Origin of the sequence: Motiliproteus sp. MSK22-1 (assembly GCF_001968815.1) — a bacterium.
Taxonomy (GTDB): domain Bacteria; phylum Pseudomonadota; class Gammaproteobacteria; order Pseudomonadales; family Balneatricaceae; genus Motiliproteus.
The window spans coordinates 23,051-40,734 of the sequence record NZ_MIEQ01000046.1 but is presented as its reverse complement, the minus strand read 5'-3'; the positions used below and the strand labels follow the sequence as shown (position 1 = coordinate 40,734).

The window sequence follows — 17,684 nt, the reverse complement described above, 5'->3', positions numbered from 1 at the left end:
TCCTGATACTACTTTTTGCTTACTTTGAGATTACTTTTTACGCTATGAGACGGCGGTCACAACTATTCTTTTAACAGGCACTCTGGCTTAAATCCAAGGATGAAACCGCCCCAATGCTTGCCATCAACATAAATGGGTAAAGAGAGATCATTAAGAATCTCTCCGGTATCCCGAACATAGGTTTGCAACAAAAACGGTGCTGTATTTGTTGCTCGGCGTATTTCAGCCCGATTAGATTTGTATATTTTCTGATGCCGACTTTTAACATTATCCGTGTCAAAATCCCCGGTCATTGGGTGTGACAAATGCTTGTGGTGAGCAGGTACATAGCCATTCTTATCAACGGGGATAGCGTAGATAAACTCGGGCCGTTCCTTGATAAACTCATCAAATATCGGCTGTAACTTACGCTCGTATTGATCGCCATAGCTGACAGTATATTTCGCAGGATTGGTATTTGGTACGGGTTGATAGTTAGTATCAAATAAATTCAAACCACTGGCGGCCAGTTCATCAAAGCCGGCCTGAAGTCGGCTATGCCAGCTGCGAGCAGTCTGCACCATATTCTCAAAGCCCCCGTAACCGATAATGAATCGAGATAAGAGTTCCTGAGTTTCCTCAGTAGATATTTCCAGGTCATCAGAATGGGTCTGTGAGCAGTCAATATCACTTTTAATCACATTGCTGATTTCAGTTATTTCGGTAACATGCCCATGGGACTGCTTGTTCGTTGCGGAAAGTTGTTCGATAGCCGCACTGATTTCTGTCAACTGGGTATTTACCTGATCAAAGTCCTGAACCATTTTCTGGAATTGCTCGGAGGTACTGCTTATTACCCCCTGAGTATTCTGCGTATATTCCTGAATCTCCAGTGTGCCCTTTTTAGTGGTACCGACTAGTCCTGACATTTCAGTAATATTCTGAGCAATCTCTTCTGTTGCTGCATTTACTTTTTGTGACAACCCACGAACTTCATCGGCTACTACAGCAAATCCACGGCCATGCTCACCAGCACGAGCAGCCTCGATTGCCGCATTTAACGCCAACAAATTGGTCTGATCTGAGAACTCCTGGACCATGCCAAGAATATTGCTGATGTTTTGTGAGTTTTGACTTAGCTGATCAACGGTCATGTTGAAATCATTAACCAGAACATTTACAGCGCTTACCTGCTCAACAATTTGCACCAGCTCTTTTGAAGAACTCCGTGCTTCGCGCAGGTTTTGGTTGTTTTGTTCTGATATTGAAGAGGTATGCTGGGCAATTCCTTCAATGGCCTGAGTTGCCTCGCTGCTGGATTGAAATACCATGTTGGCATATTCTTCCTGCTGGGACACACGCCCATGAGCCTGCTGAATCACATGGCTAAGAGAAGTAGAGTCCAACGCAACGTTAACACTGTGTCTACGGACCTCCGAAATTATGCCTCTCAGGCTACTGGAAAATTCGTTATAACTAGCCGCCATATCGGATATTTCATCATAAGTGAACTCGGGTAAGGTCGCCGAAATATCACCGTCTTTTTCTTTAATCGCCTTAAGTACTTTGGTCATCTCCAATATCGGGCGAAGAAATAGATGCCGCATAAAGAAGATCAGAAAAATGCCGGCAAACATAGTAAAAATGAATACCGCACCAATCAGCATGAAATCACTTTCAAGCATAGTACTGACTTTTTGAGCGAGTTCCTGATCATCAGGGTAATTACTCATTACCGAGAGAATATTCTGGTGTGAGCGATAGACCAAAAACAATAAGAGCCCTTGCAAAAGCATCATGGAACCCACATTGCCTACGATTTTACGCGTCAGCGTAAAGAAGAAGCTTTTCTCTATCTGGCTATAGATATTCATGTGACTTTGCTTCCACAGTTGGTGATAGTTTTATGTCGTAACTAAATTTCAGACGAACACACTAAATCCATAAAAACTCAACCTAATATAGTATTTCCTTATATGCAGAACAATACACGCACTTTTTATATAGGTAAAAATACGTCTAAAATCAACCTCTAACAAAGTGTAATACCTTAGAGATCGACCTAAACCCTTCAATTATTCAATTCAGGAAAAGAATTACTTTCGGAACCTTTCACCGCTTGAGGAACAATCCAACATCAACTTTATTGGGATGTAGCTTGAGTGAAATACCTTAAGCGAGAACTCAGCGTTAGAAATTGCAAAGTCAGTCTTTAGGCCCGATAGGCTAGTTTGCAATCTTCTTTAATATTTACTTATCGTTAAGAAGAACTTTATTGATTTCAAAGAGATTGTGCAGTTAGTCTTTAGTATTGTTTTCACTAAAAATTAGACCTATATCATTAGGATAGCCTAATTATTTATGCAAAAAATAACTCTTCAGGGCGTTGATTTTACTGAAATAATAATCGCGCCGATATTCTGATTAAGTTGGCCCATTTTAACGGCGATATGCATTCAGTCCATCTGATAATGGCTTGCTAACTTAGGGAAAACCTGTATTCTTGCCGCTGCTGTTTTCTGCTTGAGAATTTCCCATGCCATTACCTGCCTCAACGCCAAGACGTCTTATCCATCAACGCCAGGTAAACTGTAACGGTTACCAGCGTGAAGATGGCCTTTGGGACATTGAGGGTCGAATGACTGACATCAAAACCTATGATGCCCCCAACAGAGATAGAGGCGGACTGATCCCTGCCGGTGAACCCCTGCACGATATGTCTATCCGATTAACCATTGATCTGGACTATGTCATCAGAGATGTGGAAGCTGTCATCGACTACTCCCCTTTTAATATCTGTCCCGGTATTGCTGGTCAGTTTAAACGGCTTATAGGTAAAACTATTGGCCCAGGCTGGACACGTGCGACTAAAGAAATGTTTGCCGGCACTCAGGGCTGTACTCATTTGATGGAGCTTTTGGGTCCAATCGCCACGACTGCATTTCAGGCGACCCATCTGGCTCGGTCCGAGCAGATAGAAAAACACCAGGGAAAACCAGCACTGTTAAACACCTGCCATGCACTGGCGGAAGACGGGGAAGTGGTTAGAGACTTTTGGCCTGAGCATTATCAATCTAAAAAATGATATGGCAGGTTAGACAGCCAGAATGGCTTGAATCCCCTGGAGCTAGTTGCTAGAATTCGGCCAGTGAAGGATCACGCGCAAATGCCAAATGGGACGGTATCTTGCAGTAAGGCATGTCAATCGTACAGCCAGCTTCTCTATCTGATGCGGGAATCTCTCCCGGCCTATAAGAAAAAAGCGAAGCATCCGGCTTAGTCATTCCGAATCCATCTTCGATTGTCATCTCGTCTTCTCTATTTGACTGTTCATCTCGTGAACGGTGCTTACTACAGTCAAAACCCTCTTACTTCCAACGAGCTTCCTATACTGCAACGTAAATTGCGTTACGGGGCTGTCGGCTCAACACTCTCAGGGTCCCCGATTTAAAACAATAGTCGATTGAATTCTGACAATTGAGGACGGTAAGTGTGATTAAAAAGGTACATGTGAAGGAGCTGCAAAAAGGGATGTTTGTCAGTGCAATCGACCGTCATTGGTTTGATACCCCCTTCCCTACCCATCGGTTCAGAATAAAATCCAAACATCAGATTGAACAGCTGCGAAAGTGCTGTCAGTACGTCTCTATTGATACTGAAAAAAGTACCGTTATCGATAGTGATTCAGATATCAGTCAACTTCGCTCCAGTACTAAAACGCTGGCAAAGGAAGCCATTAAACCTCCTGCTGAAAAAAATGAAAAAAGAGCTGCTCAGAAGCAATGGAAGGAAGAACTCAACCAATGTAAGACTCTGTACCTTGAAAGCAGAACGGTACTCAACAATGTCCTTAAGGATGTCAGACTAGGGCGCAGCCTGAATACAGAAAAAACGAAGGAAGTGATACAAAGCTTAACAATAAGCATTGTTCGTCATCCCGACAGTATGCTTTTTCTGGCTCAACTGAAAGAAAAGGGATATGACCTTGCCCAAAAATCAGTCAACGTGTGCATTCTCACCCTGACGTTTGCGAGGCATATTGGTATTCCCAAAAACAAGCTTGAGGCTATTGGTCTTGGAGCACTGCTGCATGATATCGGAATGGTCCATGTTCCCAAGGATATTCTGTCAAAACGTCATTCTCTGACCCCTTCAGATAGAAAGCTGCTTAAGATGCACCCCAAATTCGGGTTGGATATCATGGCGAAAGCAATGGATCTACCAGAAGAGGTAAGGGAGATTGTAGCGGCTCATCATGAGCGAATGGACGGATCGGGCTATCCGAAAGGATTAAAAGACAGGCAAATCAGTCTGTTTGCGCGCATGGTGGCTATCACCTCAGTCTATGAAGCGATGACTCGAGAGCGCTATTACAAAACCGCAGTATCCCCTTCCAGAGCACTTCAAACGCTATACAACCTGAGGCATAAAAGCCTGGATCCTCGCTTGGTCGAAAAATTCATACAGGCTCTGGGCGTCTATCCGGTGGGCTGCCTGGTGAAAACGAATGACGGTAAAATCGCCATCGTCAAAGCTGCCAGCGAAACGAATCGCTCACGCCCTGTCCTCCAGTTGTTATTGGATAGCAAACTGAATCACTACAAAGAAGCCAGCTATCTGGATCTCTGCGGTGTAGAAAACTCAAGCATAAAAATCGTTAGCACCTGCGATTTAAGCGACCCCCGCATTAGCGTCTTAATAGAACCCATTATCGATGAACTGCATACAACAAGTAGCGGCTACAGGAAGTAACATGAAAGGAGGACAGCAGCAATGAGCATAGCAACTGCCTATGACAACTTGGTGGATTTCGAATATTGCATTGCCCGACAACCCGTCTGTGACAGGGATTTGAAATTAGTGGCCTATGAGCTGCTGTATCGCTCCAACAACCTTGCTATCAGCGCAGAGTTTCCAGATCCGGATCAAGCGACAGCCCAGGTGCTAATGACCGCGTTAACCGAAGCGGGGATGGAATTTTTAACCGGGGATGTCCTGGGTTACGTCAACATGACCCGGGAAGCATTGTTGAATATGGAGAACCTGGATCTTCCCTGTGACCATATCGTGCTGGAAATTCTTGAAGATGTCATTATCGATGAGCACCTGCTAAGCATCATCAGACGTTTAGCCGGGCAAGGATACCTGATAGCGCTGGATGATTTTGTCTACAAAGACTCACTGAAGCCTCTGGTCGAGTTGGCTCATATTATCAAGCTTGATGTCCGGGCACTTGATCAGCAAGAACTGATAGAACAGGTACAGCTTCTTAAAAAATTTCCGGTCAAACTGCTGGCAGAAAAAGTTGAGACCTGGGAAGAATACCGTTTCTGTAAGGCCCTTGGGTTTGATTTATTTCAGGGCTACTTCTTTTCAAGCCCACAGCTGCTAAGTGGAAAAAAAGCTCCTCACAATCGACTGTCAACACTAAAGCTGATTGCCAGGCTAAATGAAGAAGAGGTGCAGTTTGAGGAGCTGGTACAGCTTATTGCTCAGGACCCTTTTCTTTACTATAAGTTGCTACGCTATATCAATTCAGCAGCCTTGGGATCGCAAAAAAAATTCAGCAATATCAATCAAGTGGTAATTTTTCTGGGTATCGATCGACTGCGGATACTGGCAAGCATGCTGAGTCTGACCAAGATGTCCGACAAACCTGCCCTGCTGTTTTCCGCCGTTTTACAGAGAGCTCGATTTTGTGAGCTACTGGCACAGGAAATGAACATATCTAATCAGGAAGAATATTTTACCGCTGGACTGTTCTCCATGCTTGATGCCTGCCTGGATATGCCGCTTGACCAACTCTTTCAAGATTTACCTCTGCCCCCGTCAATGAAGGATGCCATCCTGAAACGAGAAGGCTGCGCCGGTTCTATATTGAGCTGCGCCATGAGAATGGAGCGGTGGGAATGTGATCAGTGCTTAAGCTGCATATCCAACAAAAGCACGGTACATCGATGCTATCGCCAAGCCATAAAGTGGAGCGACGAAATATTACGGGATTTGGATTGATTCGCAGGTCCACTCAAAACCACCCGATTATCAAACTGAAGTAAACCCAATAAAAAAACATCACTCATTATCAGGAGGATAAGAACCGATGAACTCAAATTATTGCGTCCATCCAATCGCACTGGTGTTAATAGTCTTGCTGGTGACCGGTTGTTTGCAAGAATCGGAAAACCACGATCATTCAGCACTAATCACCGGCCAGCAGTTATTTGAGCACCATTGCTCGACTTGTCACGGTGATACGGGAAACGGGAACTTTTTTGAAGGAATACCCGCAAATCGCAGCTCCACAATGAACAAGGAGCAATTGATAAGCTGGCTCAAAAACAGTACCGGAGAAGATCGCCTGGCTCCTTCTTTTCCCAAAATGAGCGATCAAGAAGCAGAGAAAATTGTCTCTTATATGCTGACGTTGTAACGCGGACAGCCCCTCTCTTGAATGAATAGGTAGACCTATGAAGACGGCTTATATCAGGTTCAGATTACTTAATCTTATGGAGCCCTGCTCGCTTTCTAACAGCAGCCCGGCAGATTAAGACCTGCGGTCAGACAGTTTTTTTGGTCTGAGCCAGAATCAATAACGGGCAAGATCACTAAAGACCTTGCCCGTTATCTGAAGGGTTTTGTACGAAAAGTTTTGAACGGTCTAGAACCGATAGCCAATCATCAAAGAAGAGACAATCGGATCGATGTCTACATCGACATAGCTTTTTTCACCACCCAGTTTGAAATTGGCGGTGGTATCGATATCAATATAACGCACCGAGGCATTTACCAACCATCGTTCGTTAATCTGGTAATCAAATCCCACCTGTGCCGAAAGCCCCCAGGAATCATCAAGTTCCAGATCGCTAAACCCCTGAGATTTACGATCAGCAGTAAACTCCTCATCGAAAAAGGTGGTGTAATTGATACCAACGCCCACATAAGGCTGAAAACTCTGCTTAGCGTCGTTTAAATAGTAGAGCACACTAACAGTAGGGGGCAGTTGTTTGGCGTCGGCCAGCGAACCGTTACCCAGCCCCAAATTATCCTTCTGCAAATCCAGGTCATGGGCAAATGGGGTTGCCGCCAGTACCTCAACAGCCCAGTGTTGATCGTAAAAATAAACCAGATTGAGACCCAACTGAGTATCACTATCGACACTCGCTTCTAATACTGTCCCACCCAGCCCACTGAAGTCGGTGTAAACCTTACCGCTTTCTTCATCAGGTGACACATTGGTGATACCAGCTCTGAGTACAAGATCTCCGGCTTCAAAAGCCATCGTTGCGGTACTTGTGAAAGAAAGAGCTGCTGCCACAGCGCCACAGAGCATTGCCTTTTTCATTAGTTACTCCTTATTTAGATTGCTGCGGTGCATAATACCTTTCTCTCAATAGGGCTTATTTGACTTAGGTCAATTCAATATTCACACAAAAATAAAGGTTATTTTACATCACCCTTTATTGACAATCACTTACAGACATGCAGTAGCATTAATATTTATCATTTAAAGACTTATGTTACATTTAAGATGTATTGAGGCCGCTCTTTCGAGGCTTTTAAAACGACGATAAAGAGGATGTTTATTTGGTGCCCGCTGTGAAAAGCAATTATTCGATCTCAAAATAAAATTGCTGCTTAGCAATATTTATTCACAAATTTCGAACGACTGAGGAAAGGTTCCCATGCGACCTAAGTACTGATTATCTGGACGGTAGACATGCTTTGGTATCGATACTCTTCCCCTCCCCGTACTACAAGCCTTAATATGGATTTAAAACTAGGAGAACGATTATGACTGTACTCTCAACACTGATATCGCTATTCACTCCGTTACCAGAAGGCACAATTCGCTATAAAGGTTTTACCATAGCCGCAACTCCCGAAGCAGACGGCAACCGATACCGGATTAGCGGAAATATTAAAAAGAAAAGTCTGCAGCGAAATTTTACTCTGGTGGACCGAGTGGATGTCAGAGATGAATGTGTACAGCTAGTCCATCACAAAGCGAAAGTGTTTATTGACCAAAAGGGGGATGAGCTTTTTACGTAGCTTTAGATGTTTTCGGTAAGCAAAAAAATAGAAGTTAGTTAGGCACACTCGGCGTTGAGATCCCGATTTGAAGAGAAAGTCTGGTCATGGTTGATCAGTAATAGGTTGAGTTTAATCCTTCAATTAATTCCCGCTGTTCTTCAATTATCTCGATCAAGAACTCGCGACCTACTCGAACCCGTGCGGTTGATCGTAAATCCACATGGCTGAGAACCCAAACTCCCCAGGAAGATGGCGTAAGCGAGAGATCCAAGCGCCTTAATGTCGGTTCAGCATCAGCAACATAACAGGGTAGCCTGGCGATACCTATGTGATTTCTAACCACTTCCATCATAGTCATAATTTCATTAGCCCTTGCAGCAACTGTTACGCGAAAGCGATGCATTTTTTGAACCGGTCGGCCCACGTATTTTGCGCTTTGATAATGCCTCCGCGACTGAAGAAGCCATCTTTGTTGACTTCAATTTCGAACAAACGGGTGAACCCTTTATCGTTTTCGAAAAGCCTCCGGTAGAGGCCATCGATAGAAGGACCCTCCCAACAATAAAGCTCAGCGGCAAAGAGGTTGAAAAGGTTAATGTTTTTAAAACCGATCTAACTCCCAATGAGTCAATCGATGTAAATAACAGCGAGCCCGCTTTGGGAATTGTTGCTCAGGGCGTGGTTACCATTCGTGAGAAAGGAAAATCAGCAAAAACGGTTGTTACCGGCGCAACTTTCGCTCTTCCTGAAGCGGGTTCTATGGTAACCATTACCAACGCATCGAGTGAGGCACCGGCAAAAGTCATTACTTTTCGGGTCCTGTAAATTTCTGGATTCCATTAATTTCCGGATTCTACAAACTGAAGACTTAAGAACCCCGTAAAATGGGTAAGAGGGCTCAGGGACATCCTGGCGGTTGTCCCTGGCTGTCATTCTGGTCAGCTCAATCTATCAGACTGAATTATCAACTAAAGGCTGTTTTTGTAACCAGAACCTGGATTACCATAGCAGCCTTAAAGTGACTCAGTGAAACCTACAATGACCGACGATATTTTCGTAACCGATACCCCTGAAATTGAACCTGTACTTTTGTGGCAAACTGAATGCTACGTTTGCACAAACCCAACACACTCTATTATTAAAGACGAGCTGCGTTCAGTTGTTTATGCTGATGTCAGGCGCAGTGAAGTTTCAATAAAGAGTGATGTCGCCATTACCGCCAAACATCAGGTCAAAGAAAGTGAGCTGGATTTTCTGACCCATGAGAACCCAAATGTTGAGTTACTGAACCAAACGGTTACTGAGCTGATAACCACGATAGCGACTGAAGTGAACAGAGGATTCTGGCCAGAACAAGCTGAGGCGGCAGCCGATATTATTGAAAGCTGGTACCACGTGACTCAAAACGGCGGCTACCATGATGCCCACAGTCACCCAAATTGTTCCTGGTGCGGCATTTATTACCTGGATATAGGTGATGCAGAACTGGCCACCAGAAATGGTGTTAATCGGTTTTACGACCCTCGTAATAATGCAGACCAATATCTGGATGCAGGCTCACAATATTTAAACAGTACAGGATTCTGGGATATAGAACCGAAAGAAGGCCAGATAATTATTTTTCCTTCCTATCTGAAACATTCCGCACTGCCCTATTTCGGAGAAAAAGACCGGATAGTCATCGCTTTCAATGCCCAGGTACATTTTGTCTGATACTCCCGGTTTTTACCTCAGCTATTGAATCAATGAGCCACTTTTTGACGAACAGGCAATAATCAGCCTGGGAGCAACAACAAGGGCTCGTTTGCGGTCCGGTATTTATAAATGCTGGACACAAGCTGAGAGAGGTATTGAGAAAGTTATAAAGTGAGACGATAGCCTTCGAACCATTGAAGGATTTCTTTTCGATTACCACGGAACACAACTCTGTCGAGTTTCTTGGACAGCTGAAAGTCGTACATCCTGTCGTAATACTGATCTAATAGTAGTTTTATCCATAAGCGGTGAGGCTCGATATCAGCCGTCTTCTTCTGGACTTCAAGGGCTTGTGCGAGCAGGCTTCGGATCTGCTGATGCCTCTCTGAACCTAGCCGCTTTCGAATACGATCCATTGCGGCCAGCATGTATTCCCCATATAACTCTATTCCCTGCTCGCCGTGGTGATGCTGGTATTCAGCCGACAAACCAACCACGTAGTCTTCTATTACCGTATCAATTCTGACTTCCATCGGCTCTTCTAAAACAGCCAACGGAGATTTCTTCATCGATTCAAAGAACCTGGATGGGATGTGTGCTCGACCGATGGCGACACTCTCATCCTCAAGCATTAAACGGCCGGCAGTGCTCTCTCGATGCTTCAACAATGCAACTGATAAGCTGTTTTCAAAATTTATTTGTGTCGGCTGTGGCATCACCCGACCACCAAAGCTTGAGCCTCTATGATTAGCCAGCCCTTCCAGATCAACGGATTGGGGAACACGATCAATGACCTTGGTTTTGCCGGTACCCGTGCGCCCGCTAAGAATAACAAACGGGCGTTGCAGTGCTTCCGCCTCCAACTGATCGATAAGAAAGCGCCGCATTGCCTTGTAGCCACCTTCAATGAACGGATAGTCAATACCCGCCTCCTTTAACCACTGCTGTGAAATGCGGGAACGCAGCCCCCCGCGGAAACAATACAGATACCCCTCAGGATTAGCCTCGGCGAAATCCTTCCACGCAGCAACACGCTCTTCTTTAACGTTACCGCACACCAATTTATGGCCTAATAGGATAGCAGCATCCTGTCCTTGCTCTTTGTAGCAGGTCCCCACCTGCTTTCGTTCAGAGTCATTCATCAGCGGAAGGTTTTGGGTACAGGGAAAAGCCCCCTGCTGGTATTCAACTGGAGCACGGACATCCATCATAGGAATGTCCTTAACAAAGAGTGCTAAATAGTCGTTACTATTTTGTCGCTGCGACATTGATACTTCCGTACTCACAATTTATAAATCGAAGAAATTTACCAACATTGGATTAGCGGATATGAATCAGGGCACCATCGCGCTGTTCAACCAGCTCACCAATAGGTTTCAGATCAAAACCTTCTTTTTGAATCAGCTCAAGAAAGCCAGCCTCTGCATCCGCTTCAACAGCGACCAGCAGACCACCGCTTGTTTGCGGATCACAGAGAATGTTCTTTTGCTCCTCAGTAACAGGACCTATTTTATCCCCGTAGCTGGCAAAATTTCGCGAAGTGCCACCGGGTATAGATCCCTGAGCCAGATATTCTTCCACAGCGTCCAGGGTAGGTACTGCGGAAAACTCCACAGTTGCGCCGACACGACTGCCTTCACAGATTTCGCTTAAATGTCCCAGCAGACCAAAACCGGTGATATCTGTTAACGCACAAACGCCGGGCAATTGGGATATTTGTGCGCCAATATCATTAAGCTGGCACATGGAATCTCGCGCAATATTGAGGTGTTCCGGTTTCAGGATCTTACGTTTTTGTGCCGTGGTTAAAATACCGACTCCCAGGGGTTTGGTGAGATATAGCCTGGCACCCACCTTAGCGGTGTCGTTACGCTTAAGTTGATCAATCGCAACAGATCCGGTTACTGCCAGGCCAAAAATAGGCTCTGGAGCATCTATACTGTGTCCACCCGCTAACAGAATGCCCGCCTCTTTGCAGGCCTGACGACCGCCGTCTACCACTTGGCGCGCAACCTCAACGGATAACTTATCTATCGGCCAGCCAAGAATAGCAATTGCCATGTTAGGACGTCCGCCCATGGCATAGATATCTGAGATCGCATTTGTTGCAGCAATCCGGCCAAAATCAAATGGATCATCAACAATGGGCATAAAGAAATCAGTGGTGCTGATGACCGCTTGCCCATGTCCCATATCGTAGACTGCAGCATCATCTTTGGAGCTGTTTCCCACCAGGAGTTTTGGGTCCGGTATCAACTCCAGATCACTTTTTAATATCTGATCTAAAACATTGGGGGCGATTTTGCAGCCACAACCCGCTCCGTGGCTGTATTCTGTCAATTTTACTGTTTCAGTCATGAGATTATTCACTCACTAAACGGCTAACCTGTTGCAAGGCTTGCTCTCATTTCAATAAAGTGTGCTTACAAAATACCGAGCATTGTATATTGAATTTCAGTTGCCTGTTAGAGAAGCCTGAGGATATTGCCAGTATTCAAGGATTCTAAAATCCGAAACGATCAGACATACTGAGTAAAAGATCCGAGATCCAGGAACCGATACATAAATGCATCCAATTCAACAATTGCTGGGGGCTTTGGGAGGTACAAAACAACCAACCGGCCTGCCATTGTTCGAACTGCTCGAAAGTGCTTGTGAAGGCACCATCATCGTCAATGAAAACTGCCGGGTCATATGGATCAGCGAAAAATACCGCCCTTTACTAGGAATAGCTGATGAAGTAGAAATTCTCGGGCGCGATATTGAGCAGATTATTCCAAACAGCTTAATGCGCCAGGTCGTCGAAGGCGGCCATCCACAACTATTGGATCTGATGAAGTTTGGAGATCGGTGGTTTGTGGTTACCCGACTGCCACTGAAAGATCGCCAGGGAAAAGTCCTGGGCGCAATCGGATTTGTATTTTATGATGAGCTGGATTATTTACGCCCTCTGGTCGACAAATTCACCCGACTCAATCCCCATCAGCATTTCCATCAACAGGGCAAGTTGCAGCAAGGCAGTAAACAAAAGGTTCGGCAAACCCGCTATAGCTTCGCTGATCTTGTAGGGAACAGCCCCACTATTTTGCGCTTGCGGCAACAGGCTCTTAGAACGGCGCAACTGGATAGTACAGTCCTTCTATTGGGAGAAACGGGAACCGGTAAGGAATTACTGGCTCAGGCCATACACAACGCCTCTCCCCGGACAGCGGCTGCTTTTGTTGGCGTTAATACGGCAGCACTGCCTGATACACTGGTCGAGGCAGAACTCTTCGGTGCTGCTCCCGGCGCATATACCGGAGCAGATAAGAAGGGGCGAAAAGGAAAATTTGAGTTAGCCGAGGGAGGAACACTGTTTCTTGACGAAATTGGAGAAATGTCAGCAGCTGTTCAAGCCAAACTGCTACGGGTTATTCAGGAACGGGAAATTGAACCCCTCGGCGGAAATAAGATAATAAAAATTGATGTGAGAGTTATCGCGGCGACCAGCCGGAATCTTGAGCAAAGAGTCGCTGAAGGTCTATTTCGAGCAGACCTTTATTATCGACTTAATGTATTACCCTTAACTCTTCCACCACTGCGCGAGAGAACCGAGGACATTCCTCTGCTTTGCCAGCACTTGAATCAAAAAATTGCAGAGGATTTGGGTGAAATACCGGTAACGGTCACTGGTGATTTACTCGCCAGAATGAGCCACTATCACTGGCCCGGCAACGTTCGGGAGCTGCGAAATGTGCTGGAACGGATTAATTTATTTGCAGACCAGGGCTGGATATCAACCGAACTGTTTGGAGGATTGGTTCCTGTCATTCCTTCTGTCGCGCCTGATGAGGGAAAGCCGGAAATTCCCCTGCTAGCTGAAACATTAGCTCAAGCCGAACGGCAAGCGATTGATACTGCACTTAACATCTGTGGTAATAATAAAAGTCAGGCCGCAAAGCGTCTGGGAATTTCCCGTGCAACCCTTTATGAAAAAATGGCAAAACTAAATACCGCCAAAGAAACCAAATGACCTTCTTCCATTTATGATCACACCTGATGCCAGAAATGTCTGATTATTAAGACAACTGTATGCATACCCATACACAACAGCGTTTCAAGTTGTCTTTTTTTCCTGACACTTATTTATAACTCATTCTTATCTATTATAAATAACTCATTGTATTTTATAGAAATAACACTAATGGCATGGTCTTCGCTATAGGTGTTGTACAGAAATAAAACCGAACTAATAAAAACCAGATTGGAGACCGCCATGATAGCTATCTGTAAATCCAATGAAGCTTTTGAAGACAGCCTGACCATCTATAAATCCTACAACCTCATTCAGTTGGCCAATGCTTCAATTCTGATCTTGAATGATCGAGGTGAAATCCGCTGGTATGGAGTGGATAAGTTCAAACTGGCAACCAAAGGTTCTTTAAACAACTCCGGTAACAACAGCATGAATCAGTCATTTCAAACCGATCCACTCTGAGAACTAAAATGATAAATTGATAAATTGATAGACTGGACAATCCAAACGCTGAACGGATCAACAAGGGTTTGCTTATGGCTGCTTCGAAAATAGTTACCGCTGCTCAAGCAGTAAGTCTGGTCAAAGCCGGTGATACCATAGCGACTGCAGGGTTTGTAGGCGTTGGTTTCCCGGAGCTGCTGGCCACAGCCCTGGAACAACGCTTTAAGACGGAAAACGCACCTCGGGATCTGTGCCTTGTTTATGCAGCCGGTCAAGGAGACGGACACCATCGAGGATTAAATCACCTGGCACACGAGGGGTTGATCAAACGTGTTATCGGTGGACACTGGGGGCTGGTTCCAGGCCTTGGAAAACTTGCCAGAGAAAACAAGATAGAAGCCTACAATCTGCCTCAGGGCGTTATATGTCATTTATTCCGGGATATAGCAGCCGGTCGCCCAGGCAGCATTACTCATATCGGAAAGCATACATTTGTCGACCCGCGTCTTGATGGAGGACGGCTGAATGATGTCACAACCGAACCCATTGTTGATCTTATCAAGATCAACGAAGAAGAGTTCCTGTTTTACAAGTCCTTTCCTATACAAGTGGCTTTTTTAAGAGGCACTACTGCTGATCCACAGGGAAATATCAGTATGGAACGGGAAGCCCTGCCACTCGAAAGTCTGGCCATCGCTCAGGCGGTTCGAAACAGTGGCGGAAAAGTCATTGTTCAGGTTGAAAGGCTAACCCAACAGCACCAGCTGCCAGCCAGCATGATTAAAATTCCGGCGATAATGGTTGATCAAATTGTAGTTGCTCCGTCTGAGCTTCATTGGCAAACATTTGCGGAAGCTTACAACCCCTCTTATACAGGAGAGGTAAAAGCAGACCCGGTACTCCCACCTGCACCTTTGGATCAACGAAAACTGATCGCTCGTCGTGCGCTGATGGAGCTTAAAAGCAATGCCACTATTAATTTAGGCATCGGTATGCCGGAAGCACTTGCGGCCGTCGCTTCGGAAGAAAAAATGCTCAATGATGTCACCATTACCATCGAACCGGGCGGTATCGGAGGTTTGCCCGCTTCCGGTTTAAGTTTTGGGGCGGTTGTTAACCCTGAAGCCATTGTCGATCAACCGGCACAGTTTGATTTCTATGATGGTGGTGGGCTGGATCAAGCCTTTCTGGGGATGGCTCAGGTTAATCGATCCGGAGATGTTAACGTAAGTCGCTTCGGCAATCGCATTGCAGGCGCCGGTGGTTTTATCAATATCAGTCAGAGTGCCCGTGAGATTTACTTTATGGGAACATTTCTGTGTGGCAAGCAACAGGTTGCTATTAATTCGGATAAGTCGGCTTTAGAAATTCCTAAACCAGAACAACTTGATGCTGATAAGCAAACAACAATCGATACTGAAGCAAGTCACAAGTTTGTAGATGAAATAGAGCACCTTACTTTCAGTGGTCAGTATGCCTTGGAATGTGGTCAGAAGGTTTATTATATTACCGAGCGCTGCGTTTTCCGATTAACCGCAAGCGGGTTGGAGTTAATCGAAATAGCCCCCGGTATCAACCTGGAGAATGATATTCTCAGGAGGATGGATTTTTCCCCGAAGATCGCAAACAGCCTGTGCCTGTCAGATCATCGCATCTATCGTCCAGGACCGATGAATCTGAAACATCCGGGCAGCACAGGTATTCACCATCTTCGAAAAGCGTTCTTACAGGCGCAACGGGAGTTAGTTTCTGGCTAACAGCGCATAAGAAAGGCCTGCATACTAATCCAACGAAAGCGGCACCGGAGATACCAGAACACCATTGTTATCGGCGTACAGGTAGTGACCGGGCTGACAGGTCACTCCAGCAAAAGTCACCGGGACATTAAGATCCCCCAAACCACGCTTTTCCGTTTTCATCGGATGGGCGCCTAGTGCCTGCACACCGATGTCGGTTTCACCGATCACGTTGACATCACGGATGCAGCCATTAATGACAATACCTTCCCAGCCATTCTGTGCAGCTTTTTCAGCCAGCATATCACCGAGCATGGCTCGTCGCATGGACCCGCCACCATCAACGACCAAAACCTTTCCCTGTCCTGGCAGAGCGACCTGCTCTCGGACCAGAGAATTATCTTCAAATGCCTTTATCGTGACGATTTCCCCGCCAAAGGCTTCCCGCCCCCCATAGTTGCCAAACATCGGCTCAAGAACATTGACCTGTTCGGGAAATTTGTCACAAAGCTCCGGTAGTAGATCTTCCACGTTTTTGATCCCTTTCTACATTAAGTTGCTATTACATTTTCTATGAATACTGTCAGTTATGTTTTTCCAGAAGTAAGGTTCGTCGGTGCTATAGGCCCTCTGGGAAAGTCCATGTCCGCCTTCGATAGTAACGATACTCCTGAAGTAACCTATAATCTGAAGTAACTGTGAAACAGACTATATCTGTAATCAGGCAAAGTTTATGTTGTTTGTTTGCTGTTGTCATAGCCTGCATCAATATAACCGAAAGCCTTGCCGCACTAAACTGGGCGGTTTAAGCAGGTGCTTATGAGAGTTTTAATCGCATTCTGTTTTTTCTTTATTTTTCAAGGCCAGTTATTTGCTGCCGGCAGAATCGCAATTTTTGACTATGACGCTCGTACGCCAGAGAACCCTGGTGTTGCCCCTTATCTCCAGCACCAACTCAAGCTCTGGAAACCGGATATTGAGATCAAATACCTCAGCGCAGGGGGCGACGGTGAAAATGCTATAAAAATGTTACAGGATCTGGATACCCAACAATGGGATCTTATCGTAACAATTACCACCGACGCCATGCTACTCGCCCGACATTATCTACGAAAAACCCCCTTTGTTTTTACCAACGTAAACAATCCCAAAGTATTTTCAATTCAGGATAGAGGTGGAACTGATCGCAATTTTACCGGAGCAACTTACTATGTTCCGGTCAAAAAACAGTTGCAGCTATTTCTTCGAATCCAGCCAGACATTAAAAAACTGGGATTTATTTTTGATAGCACCAATAGGTCAATGCAAGCTGAGGCCCGGGAATCCAGGCAAGCCTGCCTTGATCTCGGCATCGGTTTTCGATATCGCCGCATTGGGAAAAAAGAAGATTTGCAGGAAGCAACAAAGTATCTGTTGGATGCTGGCAGTGATGCGATCATCGCCACATCCAGCGGAAAGATTTATATGAATATTGAAGATATCACTCAAATTGCCAGGAGTATCCCCGTGTACTCCTTTAACTCCCGCGGGGTTTCCCGAGGGGCTGTCGCCGCGCTAAGCACTGACTACTGGGATATGATTGATGAGCTGGTCATGCCAAGAATCAAAGCAATTTTGGATAAGAAAAAGTCCATTCATGAGCTGGAGATTGGTTATCCCAGTAAACATCGGATAAAAATCAATAAAAAGTCTTTGCAGTACCATGGGCTTAACGCTCCCTGGTAACCTTGGGAGCGAAGCCTTTTCTGTCAAAAAGAAAGCAATATGGGACGTACATGAAAAGT

The 17,684-nt window shown here is 45.4% G+C and carries 17 protein-coding genes; 11 read left to right on the top strand and 6 right to left on the bottom strand.

The genetic code is table 11. From position 1 onward, the window contains the following. Window positions 1–62 precede the first annotated feature (62 nt). Window positions 63–1,853 carry a methyl-accepting chemotaxis protein gene (locus BGP75_RS13590; protein ID WP_076719379.1) on the bottom strand — a complete coding sequence of 597 codons (1,791 nt, stop codon included), beginning with the start codon at window positions 1,851–1,853 and terminating at the stop codon, window positions 63–65. A 662-nt stretch (window positions 1,854–2,515) separates the two neighbouring features. Between BGP75_RS13590 and BGP75_RS13585 the strand changes: the two genes are divergently transcribed. The 4 genes from BGP75_RS13585 to BGP75_RS13570 all read left to right on the top strand — a co-directional run bounded on the left by BGP75_RS13585 (window position 2,516) and on the right by BGP75_RS13570 (window position 6,409). Then, window positions 2,516–3,064, top strand: a complete 549-nt coding sequence (locus BGP75_RS13585; protein WP_076719378.1) for a DUF2889 domain-containing protein — start codon at window positions 2,516–2,518, stop codon at window positions 3,062–3,064. Window positions 3,065–3,471: 407 nt separating this feature from the next. After that, window positions 3,472–4,731, top strand: coding sequence for an HD-GYP domain-containing protein (locus BGP75_RS13580; RefSeq protein WP_076719377.1), 1,260 nt, complete (start codon window positions 3,472–3,474; stop codon window positions 4,729–4,731). Between the two features lie 21 nt (window positions 4,732–4,752). Beyond that, a complete protein-coding gene (locus BGP75_RS13575) occupies window positions 4,753–5,991 on the top strand; it encodes an EAL and HDOD domain-containing protein (RefSeq protein WP_076719376.1) in 1,239 nt (412 codons plus the stop codon). 88 nt (window positions 5,992–6,079) lie between these two features. Then, entirely contained in the window at window positions 6,080–6,409 is a 330-nt protein-coding gene (locus tag BGP75_RS13570) for a cytochrome c (RefSeq protein ID WP_076719375.1), read from the top strand. Window positions 6,410–6,637: 228 nt separating this feature from the next. Here the strand turns inward: BGP75_RS13570 and BGP75_RS13565 are convergent, their stop codons facing one another. Beyond that, window positions 6,638–7,321, bottom strand: a complete 684-nt coding sequence (locus tag BGP75_RS13565; RefSeq protein WP_076719374.1) for an OmpW family protein — start codon at window positions 7,319–7,321, stop codon at window positions 6,638–6,640. A gap of 449 nt (window positions 7,322–7,770) precedes the next feature. Here BGP75_RS13565 and BGP75_RS13560 point away from each other — a divergent pair, with 449 nt between their 5' ends. Beyond that, entirely contained in the window at window positions 7,771–8,028 is a 258-nt protein-coding gene (locus BGP75_RS13560; RefSeq protein ID WP_076719373.1) for an HlyU family transcriptional regulator, read from the top strand. Window positions 8,029–8,122: 94 nt separating this feature from the next. Here the strand turns inward: BGP75_RS13560 and BGP75_RS13555 are convergent, their stop codons facing one another. After that, the gene (locus BGP75_RS13555; protein ID WP_369832126.1) at window positions 8,123–8,434 is read right to left on the bottom strand and encodes a LysR substrate-binding domain-containing protein; all 312 of its coding nucleotides are present in this window, start codon (window positions 8,432–8,434) and stop codon (window positions 8,123–8,125) included. A 5-nt stretch (window positions 8,435–8,439) separates the two neighbouring features. Between BGP75_RS13555 and BGP75_RS13550 the strand changes: the two genes are divergently transcribed. Next, window positions 8,440–8,835, top strand: a complete 396-nt coding sequence (locus BGP75_RS13550; RefSeq protein WP_076719371.1) for a hypothetical protein — start codon at window positions 8,440–8,442, stop codon at window positions 8,833–8,835. Between the two features lie 213 nt (window positions 8,836–9,048). Next, window positions 9,049–9,723 (top strand): putative 2OG-Fe(II) oxygenase, encoded by a 675-nt coding sequence (locus tag BGP75_RS13545; RefSeq protein ID WP_076719370.1) that lies wholly within the window; start codon window positions 9,049–9,051, stop codon window positions 9,721–9,723. Window positions 9,724–9,869: 146 nt separating this feature from the next. On the opposite strand, the gene mnmH is transcribed toward BGP75_RS13545, so the two are convergent. Together mnmH and selD are read right to left on the bottom strand one after the other, a co-directional pair. After that, window positions 9,870–10,973 (bottom strand): tRNA 2-selenouridine(34) synthase MnmH, encoded by a 1,104-nt coding sequence (gene mnmH / locus BGP75_RS13540; RefSeq protein ID WP_076719369.1) that lies wholly within the window; start codon window positions 10,971–10,973, stop codon window positions 9,870–9,872. A gap of 52 nt (window positions 10,974–11,025) precedes the next feature. After that, the gene (gene selD / locus BGP75_RS13535; protein WP_076719368.1) at window positions 11,026–12,063 is read right to left on the bottom strand and encodes a selenide, water dikinase SelD; all 1,038 of its coding nucleotides are present in this window, start codon (window positions 12,061–12,063) and stop codon (window positions 11,026–11,028) included. 208 nt (window positions 12,064–12,271) lie between these two features. On the opposite strand from selD, the gene BGP75_RS13530 reads away from it, so the two are divergent. The 3 genes from BGP75_RS13530 (at window position 12,272) to BGP75_RS13520 (ending at window position 15,921) form a co-directional block, all read left to right on the top strand. After that, entirely contained in the window at window positions 12,272–13,717 is a 1,446-nt protein-coding gene (locus BGP75_RS13530) for a sigma-54-dependent Fis family transcriptional regulator (RefSeq protein WP_076719367.1), read from the top strand. Window positions 13,718–13,960: 243 nt separating this feature from the next. Beyond that, window positions 13,961–14,182, top strand: coding sequence for a hypothetical protein (locus BGP75_RS13525; RefSeq protein WP_076719366.1), 222 nt, complete (start codon window positions 13,961–13,963; stop codon window positions 14,180–14,182). A 74-nt stretch (window positions 14,183–14,256) separates the two neighbouring features. Beyond that, window positions 14,257–15,921 (top strand): acyl CoA:acetate/3-ketoacid CoA transferase, encoded by a 1,665-nt coding sequence (locus BGP75_RS13520; protein WP_076719365.1) that lies wholly within the window; start codon window positions 14,257–14,259, stop codon window positions 15,919–15,921. Between the two features lie 24 nt (window positions 15,922–15,945). Here BGP75_RS13520 and rraA read toward each other — a convergent pair whose 3' ends face one another. Further along, window positions 15,946–16,431 (bottom strand): ribonuclease E activity regulator RraA, encoded by a 486-nt coding sequence (gene rraA / locus BGP75_RS13515; protein WP_076719364.1) that lies wholly within the window; start codon window positions 16,429–16,431, stop codon window positions 15,946–15,948. A 288-nt stretch (window positions 16,432–16,719) separates the two neighbouring features. Between rraA and BGP75_RS13510 the strand changes: the two genes are divergently transcribed. After that, window positions 16,720–17,625, top strand: a complete 906-nt coding sequence (locus tag BGP75_RS13510) for an ABC transporter substrate-binding protein (RefSeq protein WP_076719363.1) — start codon at window positions 16,720–16,722, stop codon at window positions 17,623–17,625. The last annotated feature ends 59 nt before the right edge of the window (window positions 17,626–17,684 follow it).

What these genes read in the sequence shown, in the direction of transcription:
- BGP75_RS13590 (WP_076719379.1), bottom strand. Translation starts at nt 1,853, where the DNA reads ATGAATATCTATAGCCAGATAGAGAAAAGCTTCTTCTTTACGCTGACG.
- BGP75_RS13585 (WP_076719378.1), top strand. Translation starts at nt 2,516, where the DNA reads ATGCCATTACCTGCCTCAACGCCAAGACGTCTTATCCATCAACGCCAG.
- BGP75_RS13575 (WP_076719376.1), top strand. Translation starts at nt 4,753, where the DNA reads ATGAGCATAGCAACTGCCTATGACAACTTGGTGGATTTCGAATATTGC.
- BGP75_RS13570 (WP_076719375.1), top strand. Translation starts at nt 6,080, where the DNA reads ATGAACTCAAATTATTGCGTCCATCCAATCGCACTGGTGTTAATAGTC.
- BGP75_RS13565 (WP_076719374.1), bottom strand. Translation starts at nt 7,321, where the DNA reads ATGAAAAAGGCAATGCTCTGTGGCGCTGTGGCAGCAGCTCTTTCTTTC.
- BGP75_RS13560 (WP_076719373.1), top strand. Translation starts at nt 7,771, where the DNA reads ATGACTGTACTCTCAACACTGATATCGCTATTCACTCCGTTACCAGAA.
- BGP75_RS13545 (WP_076719370.1), top strand. Translation starts at nt 9,049, where the DNA reads ATGACCGACGATATTTTCGTAACCGATACCCCTGAAATTGAACCTGTA.
- mnmH (WP_076719369.1), bottom strand. Translation starts at nt 10,973, where the DNA reads ATGTCGCAGCGACAAAATAGTAACGACTATTTAGCACTCTTTGTTAAG.
- selD (WP_076719368.1), bottom strand. Translation starts at nt 12,063, where the DNA reads ATGACTGAAACAGTAAAATTGACAGAATACAGCCACGGAGCGGGTTGT.
- BGP75_RS13530 (WP_076719367.1), top strand. Translation starts at nt 12,272, where the DNA reads ATGCATCCAATTCAACAATTGCTGGGGGCTTTGGGAGGTACAAAACAA.
- BGP75_RS13525 (WP_076719366.1), top strand. Translation starts at nt 13,961, where the DNA reads ATGATAGCTATCTGTAAATCCAATGAAGCTTTTGAAGACAGCCTGACC.
- BGP75_RS13520 (WP_076719365.1), top strand. Translation starts at nt 14,257, where the DNA reads ATGGCTGCTTCGAAAATAGTTACCGCTGCTCAAGCAGTAAGTCTGGTC.
- BGP75_RS13510 (WP_076719363.1), top strand. Translation starts at nt 16,720, where the DNA reads ATGAGAGTTTTAATCGCATTCTGTTTTTTCTTTATTTTTCAAGGCCAG.